This window comes from Actinoplanes subglobosus, from assembly GCF_042650585.1.
GTDB classification, from domain to species: Bacteria; Actinomycetota; Actinomycetes; order Mycobacteriales; family Micromonosporaceae; genus Actinoplanes; species Actinoplanes subglobosus.
The window spans coordinates 65,950-82,700 of record NZ_JBHSBL010000021.1 but is presented as its reverse complement, the minus strand read 5'-3'; the positions used below and the strand labels follow the sequence as shown (position 1 = coordinate 82,700).

15 protein-coding genes and 1 pseudogene are annotated in these 16,751 nt (G+C 71.4%); 5 read left to right on the top strand and 11 right to left on the bottom strand.

The features are described 5' to 3' along the window. Window positions 1–60 precede the first annotated feature (60 nt). Window positions 61–1,848 carry a phosphatidylglycerol lysyltransferase domain-containing protein gene (locus ACFO0C_RS32410; RefSeq protein WP_378070547.1) on the top strand — a complete coding sequence of 596 codons (1,788 nt, stop codon included), beginning with the start codon at window positions 61–63 and terminating at the stop codon, window positions 1,846–1,848. Further along, window positions 1,845–2,984, top strand: coding sequence for an alpha/beta hydrolase (locus ACFO0C_RS32405; RefSeq protein WP_378070546.1), 1,140 nt, complete (start codon window positions 1,845–1,847; stop codon window positions 2,982–2,984). Before ACFO0C_RS32410 ends, ACFO0C_RS32405 begins: the two co-directional genes overlap by 4 nt. On the opposite strand, the gene ACFO0C_RS32400 is transcribed toward ACFO0C_RS32405, so the two are convergent. The 5 genes from ACFO0C_RS32400 to ACFO0C_RS32380 form a co-directional block, all read right to left on the bottom strand. After that, window positions 2,971–3,771, bottom strand: a complete 801-nt coding sequence (locus ACFO0C_RS32400; RefSeq protein ID WP_378070545.1) for a hypothetical protein — start codon at window positions 3,769–3,771, stop codon at window positions 2,971–2,973. The genes ACFO0C_RS32405 and ACFO0C_RS32400 overlap by 14 nt on opposite strands. A gap of 10 nt (window positions 3,772–3,781) precedes the next feature. Next, window positions 3,782–4,876, bottom strand: a complete 1,095-nt coding sequence (locus ACFO0C_RS32395; RefSeq protein WP_378070544.1) for a WXG100 family type VII secretion target — start codon at window positions 4,874–4,876, stop codon at window positions 3,782–3,784. Next, window positions 4,876–5,157 carry a hypothetical protein gene (locus ACFO0C_RS32390; protein ID WP_378070543.1) on the bottom strand — a complete coding sequence of 94 codons (282 nt, stop codon included), beginning with the start codon at window positions 5,155–5,157 and terminating at the stop codon, window positions 4,876–4,878. The genes ACFO0C_RS32395 and ACFO0C_RS32390 overlap by 1 nt, the downstream gene beginning before the upstream one ends. Continuing rightward, a complete protein-coding gene (locus tag ACFO0C_RS32385) occupies window positions 5,154–5,456 on the bottom strand; it encodes an SAV_915 family protein (protein ID WP_378070542.1) in 303 nt (100 codons plus the stop codon). Before ACFO0C_RS32385 ends, ACFO0C_RS32390 begins: the two co-directional genes overlap by 4 nt. A gap of 82 nt (window positions 5,457–5,538) precedes the next feature. Beyond that, window positions 5,539–7,797, bottom strand: a complete 2,259-nt coding sequence (locus tag ACFO0C_RS32380; RefSeq protein WP_378070541.1) for a DUF4132 domain-containing protein — start codon at window positions 7,795–7,797, stop codon at window positions 5,539–5,541. A gap of 116 nt (window positions 7,798–7,913) precedes the next feature. Between ACFO0C_RS32380 and ACFO0C_RS32375 the strand changes: the two genes are divergently transcribed. Next, entirely contained in the window at window positions 7,914–8,864 is a 951-nt protein-coding gene (locus tag ACFO0C_RS32375; RefSeq protein ID WP_378070764.1) for an endonuclease/exonuclease/phosphatase family protein, read from the top strand. 249 nt (window positions 8,865–9,113) lie between these two features. Here the strand turns inward: ACFO0C_RS32375 and ACFO0C_RS32370 are convergent. Both ACFO0C_RS32370 and ACFO0C_RS32365 read right to left on the bottom strand, forming a co-directional pair. After that, window positions 9,114–9,629 (bottom strand): annotated as a pseudogene (locus ACFO0C_RS32370) (carbohydrate-binding protein); the annotation flags it as partial. A gap of 479 nt (window positions 9,630–10,108) precedes the next feature. Beyond that, entirely contained in the window at window positions 10,109–10,732 is a 624-nt protein-coding gene (locus tag ACFO0C_RS32365; protein WP_378070540.1) for a DUF4232 domain-containing protein, read from the bottom strand. A 184-nt stretch (window positions 10,733–10,916) separates the two neighbouring features. On the opposite strand from ACFO0C_RS32365, the gene ACFO0C_RS32360 reads away from it, so the two are divergent. Both ACFO0C_RS32360 and ACFO0C_RS32355 read left to right on the top strand, forming a co-directional pair. Further along, window positions 10,917–11,882 (top strand): glycoside hydrolase family 26 protein, encoded by a 966-nt coding sequence (locus tag ACFO0C_RS32360; protein WP_378070539.1) that lies wholly within the window; start codon window positions 10,917–10,919, stop codon window positions 11,880–11,882. Window positions 11,883–11,931: 49 nt separating this feature from the next. Next, window positions 11,932–14,610, top strand: coding sequence for a hypothetical protein (locus tag ACFO0C_RS32355; protein WP_378070538.1), 2,679 nt, complete (start codon window positions 11,932–11,934; stop codon window positions 14,608–14,610). Window positions 14,611–14,659: 49 nt separating this feature from the next. Here ACFO0C_RS32355 and ACFO0C_RS32350 read toward each other — a convergent pair whose 3' ends face one another. From ACFO0C_RS32350 to ACFO0C_RS32335, 4 genes are all read right to left on the bottom strand, one after another. Beyond that, a complete protein-coding gene (locus ACFO0C_RS32350) occupies window positions 14,660–14,995 on the bottom strand; it encodes a hypothetical protein (protein WP_378070537.1) in 336 nt (111 codons plus the stop codon). Beyond that, the gene (locus tag ACFO0C_RS32345; protein WP_378070536.1) at window positions 14,992–15,474 is read right to left on the bottom strand and encodes a peptidoglycan-binding domain-containing protein; all 483 of its coding nucleotides are present in this window, start codon (window positions 15,472–15,474) and stop codon (window positions 14,992–14,994) included. The genes ACFO0C_RS32350 and ACFO0C_RS32345 overlap by 4 nt, the downstream gene beginning before the upstream one ends. Before the next feature lie 62 nt (window positions 15,475–15,536). Then, window positions 15,537–16,154 (bottom strand): PilZ domain-containing protein, encoded by a 618-nt coding sequence (locus tag ACFO0C_RS32340; protein ID WP_378070535.1) that lies wholly within the window; start codon window positions 16,152–16,154, stop codon window positions 15,537–15,539. Between the two features lie 37 nt (window positions 16,155–16,191). Continuing rightward, a partial coding sequence (locus ACFO0C_RS32335; RefSeq protein ID WP_378070534.1) for a helix-turn-helix transcriptional regulator occupies window positions 16,192–16,751 on the bottom strand: 560 nt, incomplete at its 5' end.

Sequence of the window (16,751 nt, the reverse complement as noted above, 5' to 3'; positions counted from 1 at the left end):
TCCATCGTTGCCCGGTGATGGCAGGCTCCAGGCGGTATCGGTCCGACGGGGGAGGGCGACGTGGCTCGCGGAAACGCCGAGTTCGAGGAGAGACGGCAGTGGGACTGGCGTCGCCGGGTGCCGGTCGCGTTCGGCATGCTCTACGCCTGCGTCGGGATCCTCGGGATCCTCGCCGCGATCGGCACCGTGGGGTCGAGACTGGCCGGTGACGCATCACTGTGGACCGGTCTGCCGGCGATGACGTCGGCGGCCGGCGGCGTGCTCTACCTGATCGTCGCGCGGGGCCTGAGCCGCCGCGAGCACACCGCCTGGGTGTGGCTGGTGTCGCTGCTGACCCTGCAGATCGTGCTGGCGGCGGCCGGCATCGTGACCGACACCGGTCATCCGATGCGGCACGGCGCCACCCTGCGCATCGCGATCAGCGCGCTGCTGCTGGCCGTCGCGGTGGCGGCGGGCGGCGAGTTCACCGCGGGCCGCCGCCGGGCCCGCCGGTCCACGACGGTGCTGCTGGTGTCGCTGGTGGCGGTGGGGCCGCTGGCGAGCTGGCTGATGCTGACCGTGTTCAGCCCGGGCACGTCCGCCGGTGGCGCCCGGCGGGCCTGGTGCGGCATCTGGTTCCTGGTGCGCTGGCTCGTCGGGATCCGGCAGCCGCATTTCGACGCGGCCCCGCCGGCGTGGATCCCGGTCACCGTGGGGGTGGCCGGGGCGACCGTCGTGGTGCTCGCCGCGTGGCTGAGTCTGCGCCCCAGCCGCCGGGTCGCCGACGACGACGGCGAGGGGGTGGCGAAGGTCCGTGAGCTGCTCGCCGCCCACGGCGACCAGGACTCCCTCGGCTACTTCGCGCTGCGACCGGACAAGGCCGCGGTCTTCTCCGCCAGCGGCAAGGCGGCCGTCTGCTACCGGCTGGTCAACGGCGTGAGCCTGGCGGCCGGCGACCCGATCGGCGCCTCGTCGGAGTGGCCCGGCGCGATCGCCGCATGGCGGGAGGAGGCGGTGGCGCACGGGTGGACCCCGGCGGTGCTCGGTGCCGGCCCGGCCGGTGCGCGCGCCTACGCCCGGGCCGGGCTGCGGGTCCTGGAGATCGGCGACGAGGCGATCCTGAACATCGCCGACTTCACCCTGGACGGGCGCCCGATGCGGACGGTCCGGCAGGCCGTGCAGCGTGTCCGGCGAGCCGGCTACCAGGTCCGCGTCCACCGGGTCGGTGACGTGGCGCCGAGCACGATGGAGGAACTCGCGGTCCACGCCGAACGGTGGCGCGACGGGCGTACCGAGAGAGGATTCTCGATGGCTCTCGGTCGTTTCGCCCATCCGGACGACCTGGAGTACGTGGTGGTCGAGGCCCGCGACGCGCAGGGGCGGGTGGTGGCGGTCCTCGGGTTCGTGCCGTGGGGGTCCGGCGGGCTCTCGCTCGACCTGATGCGCCGCGACCCGGACGGCCCGAACGGCCTGATCGAATTCATGATCGCCGAGCTGGTGGCGATGTCCGGGGCCATGGGTGTGCAGCGGCTCTCGCTCAACTTCGCGATGTTCCGGTCCGTCTTCGCTCGCGGTGAGCGGCTCGGCGCCGGACCGTTTCTCCGATGGTGGTACGGCGTACTCAAGCTCCTGTCGAGGTGGTGGCAACTGGAGTCGCTGTACCGGGCGAACCAGAAGTACCAGCCGACATGGCAGCCCCGGTTCATCTGCTACCCGCGAGGCCGCTCCTTCCCGAAGGTGGCGGTGGCCGCCGCCGTCGCCGAGGGTTTCGTGGCCGCACCGGCACTCCGCCGCACGACCGCACCGTCACCGCGCCGGCCCCAGGCGAGCCTGGACCGCAAGCAGCCGGCCGTCGGTGCGCCCCGATGAGCGGCATCGTCCTCACCGACGGCTGGGTGGTCACCTTCCTGATCGCCGTCACCGTGGCCGCCGCCGTGGCCACCGCCGCGTTCTGGGACCGCGGCCGGTTCCGGATCGTGCACCGGGCGGCCGGCCTGCTCATCGTCCAGCTGCTGCTCCTGGTGAGCCTGGCCGCGGTGGTCAACCAGCAGGCCAACTTCTACATCACGGTCGGTGAGCTGCTCGGGCAGGGCGGCGACACCTACGCCCAGACGCTCCCGGCCGGCGCGCCGCGACTCTCCGCCGACGGGGGCGGCGGCGAGGACCTGGACCGATGGATCGCCGACCATCCCGCCGCACCCGGGCGGGGCACCGTGGTCCCGGCGACCCTCGCCGGAGCCGAGACCGGCTACGCCCTTCCGTCGTACGTCTACCTGCCCGCCGGCTACCCCACCCCCACGGCCGCGCCCGCCGGCCTGCCGGTCGTGATGTTCCTGGCCGGTTACCCCGGCACCGTGGACAGCTGGCTCAAGAGCGTGGGCGTCGCGGACGCGCTGGACGAGGCGATCGCCGCCGGCCGGCTGCCCCCGGTGATCGCCGTCCTGGCCGAACAGGACCCGGTCCGCGGCCGGGACAGCGAATGTGTCGACTCGGCCCTCGGCGCCAAGGCCGACACCTACCTGACCGGCGACATCCCGGAGATCATCCACCGGCACTTCCGGGCCGCCACCGGCCGGCAGAACTGGGCTCTGGCCGGCTATTCGACGGGCGGGTTCTGCGCGGTCAACCTGGCGCTGCGCCATCCGGACCGGTTCGGTGCCGCGGCGTCGCTGGCCGGTTTCTTCCGCCCGCTGATCGACCACTCGACCGGCGACCTCTACCAGGGCGACCTGGACCTGCGCCGGGCCAACGACCCACGGATCATGATCGGTCAGTCGCGTCCGGCGCCGCTCAACCTGTTCCTCACCGCCGGCCTCGACGACCGGGCGGCACAGCGCGACCTGAAAGCCTTCGCCCCGCTGGTCAAGGCCCCCGATACGGCCCTGGTCATCGCCGACCGGCCCGGCGGCCACAACTTCACCACGTGGCGCTCGATCCTGCCCGACCTGTTCGGCTGGCTCGACGCCCAGTTCGGCGGCGGAGGCCGCACCCTCACCGGGCTGTGAGACGGTCCTGGCGGATCCGGTCGATCGCGGCCCCGGAGGCGAGTTCGACCCGGTGCCCCGGGTTGGAGTGATAGTGCCGCAACGTCCGGTAGACGGTCACCGGATCATCGACGAGCCACACGCTGCGGATCGCCATCGACGGAAGAAGGAGCCCTTTGCGTGGGCCCCGGGTGATCCAAGTGAAGGTGACGTCCACCGGCGCCGTCGCCACCGGCATCAGGATTATGAGCGGCGCGTCGTTGACCTCGGCGGGGACAACATCGGCGACCGCGTCCCACGGGAGCCGGTGGGTGAATCCCAGAGCGTGGTGCTCCAGCCGGGTCGGTGTGAGCCTCAGACAACCACGCCTGTTGAACACGAGCCGCACCAAATGCCCGCCGAGGTAGATCGCCGCGCCGAACGCCAGAATCGCCACGACGATGCCCGGGCCGCCACCCCCCAGCAGACCGCTCGAGCCGATGAGCACCAGCACCAGGACCATGAGAATCATGAAACTGCCCAGCCAGTAGGAGGTCCAGGCCGAGAAGGGGAACGTCACGGCCCCGTCCACGGCGGTCACCGCCGGCATCGACCTCCGCGGTCGCCACCACATGTGCACACTGAAACCGACGAGATGCCCGAAGAAAATGGCACCCGCGCTGAAACCGGCCACGCCGGCCAGATCACCGTCCACAGCTGAGACGACCACAAGGACCGCACTAACGACGGCCAGCAGAGCCATGAACCCGAAGGCGATCTTCGCCCCTCGTTGCAGGCCGGTTTCCTTCCAGGGCGAGTCATCGACCATCGGCGTCCCTTCAGAAGATCTTGTTCCAAAGTTCTTTGACTTCGCCGCCCGCATCGCTGAGCGCCTTTCCCACTATGGCCTGCCCGTCGTCGAACGTGTCCTTCACGCCTTCCGGCAGCCGGTCGTAGACGGCATCGGTGATACCGCTGGCCGCCAGGCCGCCGATCACGCCACCGATCGCGCCGCCGACGACGAGGCCGACCGGTCCGGCACCGATCGCTCCGGCGGCCGCACCGCCGAGAATGCCACCGCCGATGGATCCACCGATGCTGGCGAGACCGCCCACGACAGCTTTCACCGCCGGCTTGCCGTGTTGGATGTCGTAGCCCACGCCGGCCGCGGTGATCGCGTACCCGATGAGAGGAACCTTCTTGAGCAGGCCAGTGGAAAGGGAGGAGGCCCGTGCCTCGGTTGCCGCGGCCGCCAGTTTCTGTTCGGAGATCAGGTTGATGAGCGACTTGGAGTGGGCCGAACCGCCCTGCGACTTCAGATAAGCGGCTTCCAGCTTCTTGACCTGTTCCGCCGCTTCTTTCGCATCCGCCAGGAGAATGCTGATGTGTTTCTTGAGAAACCCTCCGTAGGTGCCGTTGGCCAGATCGCCGAAGGCGAAGAACCACTTCTGCCTTAGGTCGTCCATCATGTTCTTGAGGACGTCCAGCACGAATCGCCATACTGCGTTGCCGAGACCGGCCTCTCGTTCAGCGAGCGCGTAGGCCTCCACCTGCTGCTGTTGACCGGCGGGTGCCGGACCGGAACCGGGTTCCTGGATCACGTAGCCGTCGACCGTCAGGCCGCCACGCGCCGCGATCTCGCGCGCATTGGCCATGTGCTGTTGCGCGACGGCCAACTGGTCCGCGAACTCGGTGAGTCTGTCGGCGGCTCGCTCGATGTCAGCACGCAAGGTTTCGGCGGTTGCCGTATGTCCGGCGGCCCGCTGCTGAAATGCGGTGCCCGCCGCGCCCTGCCACCCGGTCCCGGCGTCGGCGCGGGCCGAATTCATCGCGGCGGCGCCGGCCTTCACCTCGAACGCCAGGTGGGTCCGCAGCCAGCGGGCGGTGGCCTGGACCGACTCCGGCCGGCCGTCGAGGCGGGTATCGATGGGCATCAGTTCGCTCCGTAGATGCTCTGGCCTGCTGCGACGTCCTCCTCGGCGTACAACCGTCCGGCCTCGGCCAACCGGTCACTGACGGCGCGCATGTCGGCCGCGAACTGGGCGGCGCCGGCACAGAGCCGAGCCAGCACGTCGGCGATCATCGGGGTGGCCAGGCCGGCGTCCGGCTGCGGAGGCGCGAATCTTCCGGCGGAGTCGACGCCGGCGCCGGCCTGATCCAGCCGGTCGGCGATCGCGTCGAGCATCACCAGGTCGACATCCAGATGGTCGGTCATGCCGGCTCTCCCCCCGCGCCTTTCCGAAGATGCTCGGGTATACACACGTCGAGCAGGATCAGTTCATAGCCGGTCGCCTCGCGGATCCTCTCCAGGTCCGTGGCGGGCAGGGCCGTCCACGCCTGATGCTCGCCACAGTTGTCGACCAGACGGTCGAGGGCCGAGTACACCAGCAGGGCCACCTGACCGGTCCGGGTCCGGCGGAGGTCGACGGTGAGTTCCGGGTCGCCCTCGGCGACCGGTGAACAGGGAACGTAAACGTAGGGAGGCAGTTCCTGCGGACGGCTGTCATCGGTCATGACGCTCTCCGATCGTCCCGATCACGACCACGCAGACTACGTACGCTCGTACTCAGGAGCCTGGATGAGTCCTTGATCCGACTCAGGCGCGGAGGGCGTGGAGTTCGACGAGCAGCTCCGACAACGCGGCGGGATCGGCAACCCCCAGGGGCGTATGCCGTTCCCGCTGCCAATGATCAGAATCGGATACGTCGACCCAGATCTCGGTGACCCGCTGCTCCACCGCCGGATGCAGGTAGGTCGACGTGGGCACCCCCGGATGCAACTCCACCAGCAGCGTCAGCCCACCGGGCAGCGCCCGCCGCAGCTGCGTGTGCACGTTCTCCGGAGTCTCGTACCCGTTGCCGCTCCACCACCGCCCACGGACCAGCGCCTCCACCTCGTCCTGCGGCACCGGCCCGAACCCATCCAGGCTCGTGGCCGCCCGCTGCTCCGCCGTGAGTGCCACCGCCGGCCGGTTCACCTGCGGGAACGGCTGCAGGATCTCGTAGTCGGCGATGATCTGCGCCCACGCGGTCAGTTCGTCACCGAGTTCGGCCGGGTGCACGATCCCGAGCGGGGTGTCCCCGTCGACGGTCACCGTCGTGTCGTGGACGTCGGCAAGACTGCCGTCCTCCGCCACCCGCAGCGCCCGGACCAGGCGGTTCGACCCGTCGTAGCAGCCCCACAGCAGCCGCCGCGCGATCGGCCCGAGGATCGGGTGCGGCAGCAGCACCCCGGTCAGGTCCCGGGCGGGGCGCAGCCGGTGGGCGTGCATCTCCCGTTCCAGCCGGGCGATCTGGGCCGCCGCGGTCACCCGCAGGTCCTTCTTGAACTGCAGGAACCACTGATACGCACCGGGATGGGTGTCCCTGACCCCGGGTTTCGGCGGCCGCGCCAGCATCCGCCCGTCGGGGCCGGTCACGTGTGCGGTCAGGTGCTCGTCGACGACCACCGGGAACGCCCGCGTCCCGTAGTCCACCCGCACCCCGGTGTCCAGCCCGTGCGTGATCGTCAGCCGGTCCGCCAGCTGCGTCACCGACAGCCCGCGCCGCGCCGCCGCCTGTGTCAGATAGTCCAGGGCCCGGTCGTTGGTCGACCCGCCCGACATGTTCGCCTCGATCGCCAGCAGATGTCGCAGCGACACGTCCGAACCCACCGTGGCCAGCACCGCGAACCCGTCGATCGCCCGCGCATACCGGCTCTTCGCCGGCCACGACCGGACCAGCGGACCCAGTCGCTCCATCGTCGTGTCGTCACCGACATGCGCCTGCGCGACGAGAACCCACGCCTCCGACGCCGGCATCCCGTCGGTCAGCCACTCGTCCAGCAGTGTCCGCCCGAACTCCGCCAGACTCTCCCGATCACATGCGGCCAGCAGCCGCTCCGCCTCCGGATCCAGCGCCGCCACCAGCGGCTGCGTCGCCGCCGACGACTCCACCGCGAGCGGCAGGCCACCGGGTGCCTCCGGATCACCGGGCGGCGGCTCCGGCGGATCCGCCAGCCGCGAGCGCGTCAACGCCCCGGCCACCGCGGCCACCACATCCTCCGGCACGGCTCCGCCGCCGGCACCGCGCACTTCCGGCAGGCGATCAGGGCGCAGCCATTGCGGTGCTTTCGCTTTCCGACCCATCGGGGGTACGAGTGACAGCTGCTCGTTCGCGGGAAGAGGCCCGTCCGGCGTCACGTCCGCAGCGCCGAGACCCAGAAGATCGGTGACCACGGTCAGCGCGCCCTGGCCGTACCCCTCAGCGGTTTTGCGCAGCATCGTCCCGTGACCGGCGGCCGTGAGGAAGCGGAGTGCGTCTCCCGCGTTGTGCCGGGCCCTGCCGAGGCGGCCCGCGGCGGCCGGGATCAGCGCCCGCGCCGCGGCCTCCGGATGGCGGGCCAGCCAGAGCCGGGCCCACAGCCGCGCCGAACCGAGGTGCCGCAACCAGCCCGCGACCAGGGTCGCCGCGTCCGGGGCACGCAGCGGCAGGACCAGCAGGCCGAGTCGGTCGGCGTTCTCACCGGCCTCACTCAGCGCGAACGGCATGGCGTCCAGCTCGAACCTGGCCAGCGCGACCCGGCCCAGATCGACCCGCTGCCGGTGCCGCAGCATCGGCGGGTCGGCGATCAGCGCGCGGGCCGGGCCGTCCGGGCCCTTCGCGATGAGCCACGAGATCTGCGCCGGGGACAGATCGGACAGACGGTTGGCGCTGGTCACGGCGAGCGGCCAGTCGGGCTGCTCCCGGCCGTGGTCGAGGGCGGCGGCCCGGGCGGCCCAGCGGTCGCGTTCGCCGTCGTCCCAGATCAGGGCCGGCTCGTCCGTGCAGAACAGCCCGTCGATCACGATCGGCCTGTCTCCGTTGCCCGCCGTCATCGTCCCGCCTCCCCATCGACCCGCCAGACCGTATCGGAGCAGCACCCCTCCGCCCTAACCCGCAAGAGTGACATCACTGTGCGTAACCATCTACTTGGTATCGTCGAGGGGTGCCGATGCGCGGGATGCGGGTGGTCGTCCTCTCGGTGCTCGCTGTGCTCTGCGGTTGTTCGTCTCCGCCGCCTGCCGTCTCCGCCCCGTCCTCAGCGCCGTCCCCACCGCCGGCCACCTCCTTCCACGGGCCGCCGGTGTCCGCGTTGGAGCGTCTCGCCGGCCCGGGTGAGCCGGCCGACCTGGACGTGATGAGTTTCAACGTGCGCTATGCCGGGCTCACCCCGCCGAACTCGTGGGCCCAGCGGCGCCCGGTGATGCGGGCCCTTCTCACCGCCGAGCGACCGGATCTGATCGGCACCCAGGAGGGCCTGGCCATCCAGTTGCGGGACATCGAGAGCGACCTCGGCCCCGACTACGACCGCATCGGTCTCGGCCGCGACCCGGGCGGCGTCGGCGAGCACATGGCGATCTTCTACAACCGGAGCCGTCTGAGTCCACGCAGCTCGGGCCACTTCTGGCTCTCCGGCACACCGGCCGTCCCGGGTTCGATGAGCTGGGGCAACCATCAGCCCCGCATGGTCACCTGGGCGCGGTTCACCGACCTGGCGACCGGCCGTGACTTCTGCGCCGTCAACACCCACCTGGACAACCACAGCGAACCCGCCCGCCGCCGCTCGGCCCAGCTGATCATGGACCGTCTCGCCACGTTCGCCCCGCTGCCGATCGTGCTGACCGGCGACTTCAACAGTGCCGCCGCGCCCGGCAGCGAGACCTACCGCCTGCTCACCACCGAGGCCGGCCTCCGCGACACCTGGCTCACCCCTCGGCGGGGCCCGGCCTGGGGAACGATCCACAACTACGCCCCGCTGATCCCGAACGGCGAGCGCGACGACTGGATCCTGACCAGCCCCTCGATCACGACGGTGGCGGCATTGATGAACACGCACCGTCAGGCGGGCCAGTACCCCAGCGACCACCTCCCGATCCAGGCCCGCCTCCACTTCCCCCCTTGACCACCCGCTTCCCCTCTCCGTGCTCGATCTGTGCGCTGACCAACGCTGGGCAGACCTTCTCCCCGGCGAGGCCGGGACCACCGGAATTCCGGAGAAGAGCGGACGGCCGCCGCAACAGAGTCGCCGGCATGAGCCGTTTTCAGCCGGAGACCGTCGAGGCGTCGGAAGGTGCGGGATGGCCGCCGGGCCGCGAGGTGCCCGTGGGAGGCGGCCGGTCGTGGGCTGGAGGCGGGTGGGCGGGCAGGGCGGTCAGTGACGGAAGGTGAACCAGTTGACGGAGACGAAGTCGGCGGACTGGGCGCTGCTGAAGGTCAGGTAGACGGTGTGGACGCCGGTGGGCCCGGCGACGTTGCCGGGTACCGAACGCCACGTCTGCCAGCCGCCCGTGTTGTCGATCGCGAAGTCGCCGATCGGTGTGCTCGACGGGCTGCCCAGCCGGACCTGCACCAGGCCGCTGCCGCCTCCGCTGAGTCCGGAGGCCACCCGGGCCACGAAGTCGATCGGCTTGGACGATCCGAAGTCGATGTTGTCGTAGCGCGCCCAGTCACCGCTGGCGATCGTGCTGATCGCCTTGCCGCCCTCGTCGCAGGCCACGACGGTCACGCCGCTGCGGGCGTCGAACGACTCGGCCTGCACGGTCGAGAACGCGTTGCGGACGGTGGCCTTCGCCGTCGTGGTCGTCGCGGCGGCGGTCGGTGCCGGTGTGGTGGTCGTGCCGCCGGGGCGGACGGCGCCGGCCGGCCCGGTGGTCCCGGTCCTGCCGCTCGTCCCGCCGCTGGTCCCGGCTCCGGGAGCGAGCGGTGCGTCACCGCCCTGTCCCGGCGCGGCGGCGGAGGGCTGCTGCTCGGCGACCGGAAGCGCCGCCTGCGACGTCGGCGGTGGTGGCGGAAACTGATCACCGGTGCCGGTGGTGCCGGACGCTCCGGGCCGTGAGGAGTCGTTGTCGAAGCCGGCCCACAGGGTGAGGGCGAGCAGCACCGCGAGGGCTATGAGACCGCTGAAGATGATGATCCACGGTGCGGCGGCCAGAGCCATCCCGCCGGGTGAGCGCCACGCTCGATGCCTGCTCGTCATCAATTCCTCAGGAAACTTAAGAGATAACCGTCGATCAGTCCGTGAACGAGCACACCCTAAACGAACCCTCAATCGGACCGGAACGGGATCCCCGCGACGCCCAGCGCGTGGCACGGGCGACGGGTGGAGTGTGGCCCGGCGTCCGTGAGGTGGGCGCCGGGCCTCGGAGGTCACCAGGCGACGACACCCTGGGCGGCCGGCTGGAACGTGCCGATGAGCAGGGACTTCATGGTGAGTCCGCTCTTCTCGGCGGCCGGGAGGCCGTCCAGTTTCGCCGCCGGGCCCTCGGTCGAGCGGGTCAGGTCGTAGCGGATGGTGTTGCCCACGCCGCAGGAGGCGTCGGCCTTGTCGCACGGGGTCCATTTGATGCCGGCGAACGCTGTGGTGCCGGGCGGGATCGTCACGTTCTCGGCCGGGCCCGGTTCGGGGACCGTCTTCGTGGGGACCTCGACGGGCTCGTCGGCCGCGTTCACCAGGGTGAGGGTGAGCCACCCGTTGACCGTGCAGGGCTGCTTCGCCGTGTTGGTGACGGCCACCAGCCCCCGCTGCTCGGTCGCCGACCCGCCGGGCTGCGCCGTGATCGTCACCTCGACGTCCTTGGTCCGGCACGCCGTACCGCCGGTTGTTGATCCGTCGGACGATGACGCCGGGGTGGCGCCGCCGGCCGCGGAGGTGGCCGGTGCCGAGGTGGCGGTGGGCGCGGCGGCCGGGGCCGGGGTGTCGCCGGAGTCGCCGCAGGCGGCGAGGGCGGACAGCAGCACCAGGCCGGGGACGGCCGTCTTCAGGGCTCGCATGTGTTTCCTGTCTGAGTGTCACGAATGGTCGACGGGACATACCGTGCCCGATGGTGTTCACCGCAATCCAGCGGGGCGGGGACCTGGCACGAACGTAGGAGGGACGGCGATTTGTCGCTCTGGTTGGGTTTTGTCGACTGTCGGACCGAGGGCGACCGACCCGCCGGCCGGGCACGCTGGGCGCGTGGAAGATGAGCAGCGTGACGGACTGGCCCGCCGCCGGGTGCTGAGCCTGATGACGATGGCCGTGCCGGCCGCGGTCCTGACCGCGGGCGTCGCGAGCCCGGCCGAGGCGGCCATCGACGGGGGAGGTCCGGTCCCCTTCCGGCGGGGTAAGGCGATGCTCGGCTCCTACCTCTCGCTGCGCGGCCGCACGCTCACCGAGAGCCTGGCGCTGCGCCGCCGCCAGCTGGGCCGGGAGCAGCGCATCGTGCACCGCTACTACCCGTGGTCGGGTTACGCGCCGATCAGCGAGCCCGAGGTGCCGTCGAGCGCGGTGCTCATGGTGTCCTGGGACGGCACCTTCCACAAGCGCATCACCAGCGGCAAGTCCGACCGCAACATCGCCCTGATGGCCACCCGGCTGGCCGGCATGGACCGGCCGATCATGCTGCGCTGGGGCTGGGAGATGAACGGCAACTGGTTCGACTGGGACGGCGTGCACAACGGCAAGAAGCCGGCCGGGTACATCAAGTCGTGGCGGCGGATGCACCGGATCTTCCGGGAGGAGGGCGCCACCAACGTCGCGTGGGTGTGGGGCCCCAACTGGAACTCGGGTCCGGACGTCGCCTGGAACAGGTTCCAGCACTACTACCCGGGTGACTCGTACGTCGACTGGGTGGGCGTCTCCGGATACAACTTCTCCAAGGAGTCGCCGAAGACCCTGTTCAGCCCGATCGTCGCGGCGTACGGCAAGCGCAAGCCGATCGTCCTGGCCGAGACGGCGGCCATCGGACACGGTAGGCACACCAAGGGGCCGTGGATCCGGAAGCTCTCCGCCTATGTCGACGCGACGCCGTCGATCGGGGCCGTCGTCTGGTTCGACACCGACAACCAGAAGGGCACGTCCCGTAACTTCCGGCCGGACACCGATGCCGACGCCCTGGCCGCCTACCGCAAGATGGCCCGCAAGGCTCGCTTCTCCGGCTGATAACGGCCATTAATCCGAATATTTGCATGCACCGACTAAGACGGAGTGCATGCGTAAATTTCTGGTCGCCGCCGTGGCGACGAGCACGCTGCTGCTCGGACTGACCGCGCCCGCCTCGGCGGATCCACCCGGACCGGCGCCGGGCGCTCTGCCGTCCGGCTGGTCGTTCGACAAGCGGTCCCTGACGTGGACCAGCGAGGACGTGATTCCGCCGGGGGACGCCGCGGTCGAGTTCTGGGCCGGTGACCGGCTGCTCGGCCGGGCCGCCGGTGCCGCCGACCTGCGCACGTTCACCCTGCGCGGCGGCGCCGTGGGCCGGCTGACCGACCTGCAGGTCCGGATCGGCGGCAAGCGGGTCGACGCCGCGGCGCCACCGGCCCGGAAGAGCCTGACCAAGGCCGCGCCGGCCACCGCGCCGGTGCTGCCGGCCGCCGGGATCGACCCCGGCGTCAAGGGGCCGTACGCGACGACGACCGGCGAATACTCGCTGCCCGGTGTGAAACTCTCGACCTACCCGTCCCGGGTCGAGATGGACGCCGTCGTGGTCGCACCGAAGGGCGCGCCGGGCAAGCGGCCGCTCGCGCTGTTCCTGCACGGCCGCCACTGGACCTGCTACGCCGGCGACGACCTGGAGTCGATCAGCCTGCAGTGGCCGTGTCCGGCCGGTTCCGCCGCGGTGCCGAGCCACCGCGGCTACCTCGAGGCGCAGCGCCTGCTCGCGTCGCAGGGCTACATCACCGTGTCGATCTCGGCCAACGGCATCAACGCGCAGGACAACGCCGACTCCGACGGCGGCGCTCAGGCCCGTTCGGCGCTGGTCCGGATGCACCTCGCCCGCTGGGCCGACTGGTCCGGCACCGGCCGCTCCGGCGCGCCCGCGATCGTGCGGTCCGCGCCCCGCGCCGACCTGTCCCGGGTGTTCCTGATGGGCCACTCGCGGGGCGGCGAGGGTGTGAGCCGGGCCGCACTGGACAGCCTCAACCCGCCGGCCCGCGACGACTATCGTGGCCGGGTCCGCTGGACGGTCCGTGGCCTGCTGCTGGTCGGGCCCACGATCTTCGGGCAGAACCCGCAGCCCGACGTGCCGTCGGCGACGATCCTGCCCGGCTGCGACGGCGACGTCTCCGACCTGCAGGGCCAGATGTTCGTCGACGCCACCCGCGGCGTCAGCACGGGCCGGGCGTTGCACAGCGCGCTCTACATGGTCGGTGCGAACCACAACTACTTCAACACCGAATGGACTCCCGGCCAGGCGGTCGGCCCGGCGTTCGACGACTTCCAGGCCGAGGACGACCCGCTGTGTACGGCCGGAGTCGCCCCCGCCAGACTCACCCCGCCGCAGCAGCAGACGGCCGGGGCTACCTACATCGCGACGGCGGCACGGCTCTTCGTCGGCGGCGACGACCGGGCCCGCCCGCTGCTGGACGGCACCGGGGTGCGCGCGCCCTCGGCCGGTCCCGCCCGGGTGCTGAGCCACGCCATCGGGGCGAACCGGACCGCCGCGATCGTTCCGGGCGCGACTCTGGCCGTACAGAATGCCCGTCTCTGTGAGCAGGTGCCGGCCCCGGCCGAGGCAGCCTGTCTGGGGTCGGACACCTTTGCGGCATCGCCGCATTTCGTGCCGTTCCAGGCGCCGGAGCCGGACCGTTACGCCGTCGCCCTCGACCGTCCCGGCACCGCCACGCTGAAGCCGGCGAAGGCGCTGCCGGTCGCCGGTTCGCGGGCGCTGGCGCTGCGGCTGATCGTGCCGCCGAACGCGCCCGCCACCGGGTTCACCGTCGCGGTCACCGACGACCGCGGCCGCCGCGCTGAGCTGGGCACGGCCACCGTGACCGGGCTGCCCGGCACCGACTGGACCACGTCCTACTGGGCGCAGGAGGTCCGGCTGCCGCTGCCGGCGGGCATCCGCTCGGTGGCCCGTCTCGACATCACCCCGCGTGGTGACGGGCCGGCCTGGCTGATCGACGCCTGGGGCTGGTCGCCGGGCACGCCGGCGCCGCGACCGGCCGCGCTCGACCGCGTCGACGTCGGCGAGATCACCGTCGAGGAGGGCGACTCGGGTACGGCCACCTACACCGTGCGGGTGCGGACGCAGGGGCCGAAGGCGGCGAAGGTCCGGCTGTTCCTGACCGACGCCCGCACCTATGAGACGACGAACTGGCTGGTCGACGTCAAGCCGGGAACCACCCGGATCCCGGTTCCGGTGAAGGTGCCGGGCAACACCACGTACGGCGGTGACCGCCGCTACACGCTGACGGCGAAGGCGGTCCGCAGCGCGGTCGTCGGCGACTACGACGGTGGCGTGGTCGTGACCGAGGACGAGCCCGTTCCGGACGTCACGATCACCCCGTCCGCGACCGCCGCCGAGGGGTCGCCGCTGACCTGGACGGTGTCGCTCTCCGCGGAGATCGACGACTTCACCTACCTGTTGTTCCTGACGCAGCCTCCGGCGACCGGGCCGGAACTGTCGTCGACCGACGTCGACCCGCAGTGGTTCACCGAGAACGCCTTCGAGGACCCGGAGCCGTCCCGGCCGCTGTCGGCGACGAACCTCCAGCCGTTCCTGGAGTTCCCGCCGGGCACGACATCGGTGCCGTTCACCGTGCCGACCGTCGCCGACACCCTGACCGAGGGCACCGAGCACGTCCTGTTCCAGGGCCTGTTCTTCCTGCCCGGAGCGTGGGAGCCGGTCTACCTGCCGCCGGCCGCCGGGACCGTCACCGACTGACACGCCGAGGTGCCCGGGACCGCGTGGTCCCGGGCACCTCCGGTCCGGTCTAGGCGGACGGGATGTCGATGCGCTCGGTCTGGTTCGCGCCGACGACCTCGATGCCCCTGGTGCCGATCAGGCCGGTCAGGTCGAGTTCGACGGCGTACGGGGCGAGGGCCGGCAGACCGATGACCGGCATCTGACCGACGACCTCGATGACCCAGTACTCCGGCCGCTGGATGTAGCGCACCGGGTTGAGCGTCACCTCGATGTTCATGTACGGCACCTGGCCGGTGACCACCAGCTTCGGCGGGGGTGCGGGATAGATCATCAGGGAGACGACGTCGGCCCGTTCGAAGCTGACGAGCTGGGACGACCCGGCCGGCGGGTCCTGGTCGCTCACTTCTCGACGTGCTGGAGGCCGACGACGAATTCGAGGGCCAGCGGCGGGGCCGTCCAGGTCTGCTGGCCGACCACACCGTCCACCGGAATGCCCGCCCAGCTCTGGAATGCCCGTACCGCCGCCTCGGTGTTCTTGCCGAAGTGACCGTCGGTGCCCTGCGGAGTCGTCACCCAGAGACCGGCCGCGCCCATCGTCAGGACCTGCTGGAGGGCGCGGACCGCGTCGCCCTCGGAGCCCTGCCGCAGCGTCGGCATCGCGGTGCCGTCGGGTAGTGCCTTCCACGTCGCCTCGTCGACGACACCGGTCGCCGGCAGGCCCTGCCCGGTCTGGAACGCCTTGGTCGCGGCCTCGGTCTTCGACCCGAACAGACCGTCCACGGCGAGCGTGGTGTCCGGGGTCCGTCGCAGTGCGCGCTGTGCCTGTTTCACCGTGTCGCCGCTGTCACCCGGCCCGACCTCCGGCATTTCCTCGTTGGCCATCACAGCTCCCGCCCACGCATCGATGAAAGTCGAACTCATCATCGGCGTCCGGCCTGCGGGGGTCAATCAGCGGGAGCTGTCAGGAATGCGCTGAGCCGCGCCCGGATGTGCGGGCTCACATCGACGAAGAGCAGGCGGACGTCGCCCAGTTCGTCCCCGCCACCGCCGACCTGGCAGGTCACCGCGACCGGGCCGTCCGGGAGCAGGATCTCGACGCTGACGATCGAACCCCGGGTCAGGTCCTCGGCCAGGCGCATCAGCGCGTCGTCACCGACCTCGTCCAGGTCGACGACCGCGTGCGCCCCGCCGACCGACAGGTTCATCGTCTGGCCGGGGAAGAGGTGACCGGCCGGCAGGGTCAGCACCACCGGCACCTGCACCGGGAGACGCTCGTTGCGGCGCCGCTCGATCCCGCCCGCCGTCTCGTCGACGCGCAGGTACACCCCGGGGATGCTGTTCGCGGGCTCGGGGACGACCGTTCCCTCGATGCTGAAACCGCGGCCGTTCTGCGTCCACAACAGGGTGGCGTCGACGCCGATCATGGCGAATCCGGTGAGCCCCAAGCGCAACGTGCCGTTGACCTCCCGGGTGACCCGGCAGGTCTGGACCGGGCCGCCACCGATCGACACGCTGACGCTCGGCACCGCCCAGGGCTGCGGTTTCTCAGTTGTGCTGGCCATGACAGGCACGTTATCGGCACCGTGGGGTCCGGCGCGGTCAATCGTTCGGGAGCAGACCGGCCTCGCGGGCCCGCAGGACCGTCGCCAGCCGGTCGGTGGTGCCCAGTTTCCGGTACAGCCGGGTCAGATGTTTCTGCACCGTGCCGGCACTGATCCCGAGCCGGCGGGCGATCGTCGCGGACGTCAGTGACTCGGCGAGCAACTCGAGGACGCTCAGCTCGCGGGGCGTGAGCAGCAGACCGGACGGGGCCGGCTCGGCCGGCGACAGCACCGGGACGCCGGTCATCTTCTCCAGCCACCAGGGCGAGGCGTCGCAGGCGGCGAAACCACGGCGGGCGGCGGCGATCTCACGGTCGGCGGCGGCCGGCAGACCCATGCTCCGGTACGCCACAGCCGCGTACACGTGGGATTGCGCGGCGTCCAGACGGTCACCGGCCCGGGCGAACGACCGTGCCGCCCGCTCGGCGTGGGCCGCGGCCGCCGCCGGATCGCGGCGCAGTGTCCCGTGGACCTGTGCCAGGTGGATGAAGCCCGCTCGCCGGGGCAGGCCGTCGACGGCGGGCAGGCGCTCGGCCCGCTCGGCCCACCCGGCGGCAC

Excerpts from the sequence above, each read along its gene's own strand:
- ACFO0C_RS32405 (WP_378070546.1), top strand. The coding sequence starts at position 1,845 with ATGAGCGGCATCGTCCTCACCGACGGCTGGGTGGTCACCTTCCTGATC.
- ACFO0C_RS32400 (WP_378070545.1), bottom strand. The coding sequence starts at position 3,771 with ATGGTCGATGACTCGCCCTGGAAGGAAACCGGCCTGCAACGAGGGGCG.
- ACFO0C_RS32395 (WP_378070544.1), bottom strand. The coding sequence starts at position 4,876 with ATGCCCATCGATACCCGCCTCGACGGCCGGCCGGAGTCGGTCCAGGCC.
- ACFO0C_RS32390 (WP_378070543.1), bottom strand. The coding sequence starts at position 5,157 with ATGACCGACCATCTGGATGTCGACCTGGTGATGCTCGACGCGATCGCC.
- ACFO0C_RS32385 (WP_378070542.1), bottom strand. The coding sequence starts at position 5,456 with ATGACCGATGACAGCCGTCCGCAGGAACTGCCTCCCTACGTTTACGTT.
- ACFO0C_RS32380 (WP_378070541.1), bottom strand. The coding sequence starts at position 7,797 with ATGACGGCGGGCAACGGAGACAGGCCGATCGTGATCGACGGGCTGTTC.
- ACFO0C_RS32375 (WP_378070764.1), top strand. The coding sequence starts at position 7,914 with ATGCGCGGGATGCGGGTGGTCGTCCTCTCGGTGCTCGCTGTGCTCTGC.
- ACFO0C_RS32365 (WP_378070540.1), bottom strand. The coding sequence starts at position 10,732 with ATGCGAGCCCTGAAGACGGCCGTCCCCGGCCTGGTGCTGCTGTCCGCC.
- ACFO0C_RS32355 (WP_378070538.1), top strand. The coding sequence starts at position 11,932 with ATGCGTAAATTTCTGGTCGCCGCCGTGGCGACGAGCACGCTGCTGCTC.
- ACFO0C_RS32345 (WP_378070536.1), bottom strand. The coding sequence starts at position 15,474 with ATGGCCAACGAGGAAATGCCGGAGGTCGGGCCGGGTGACAGCGGCGAC.
- ACFO0C_RS32340 (WP_378070535.1), bottom strand. The coding sequence starts at position 16,154 with ATGGCCAGCACAACTGAGAAACCGCAGCCCTGGGCGGTGCCGAGCGTC.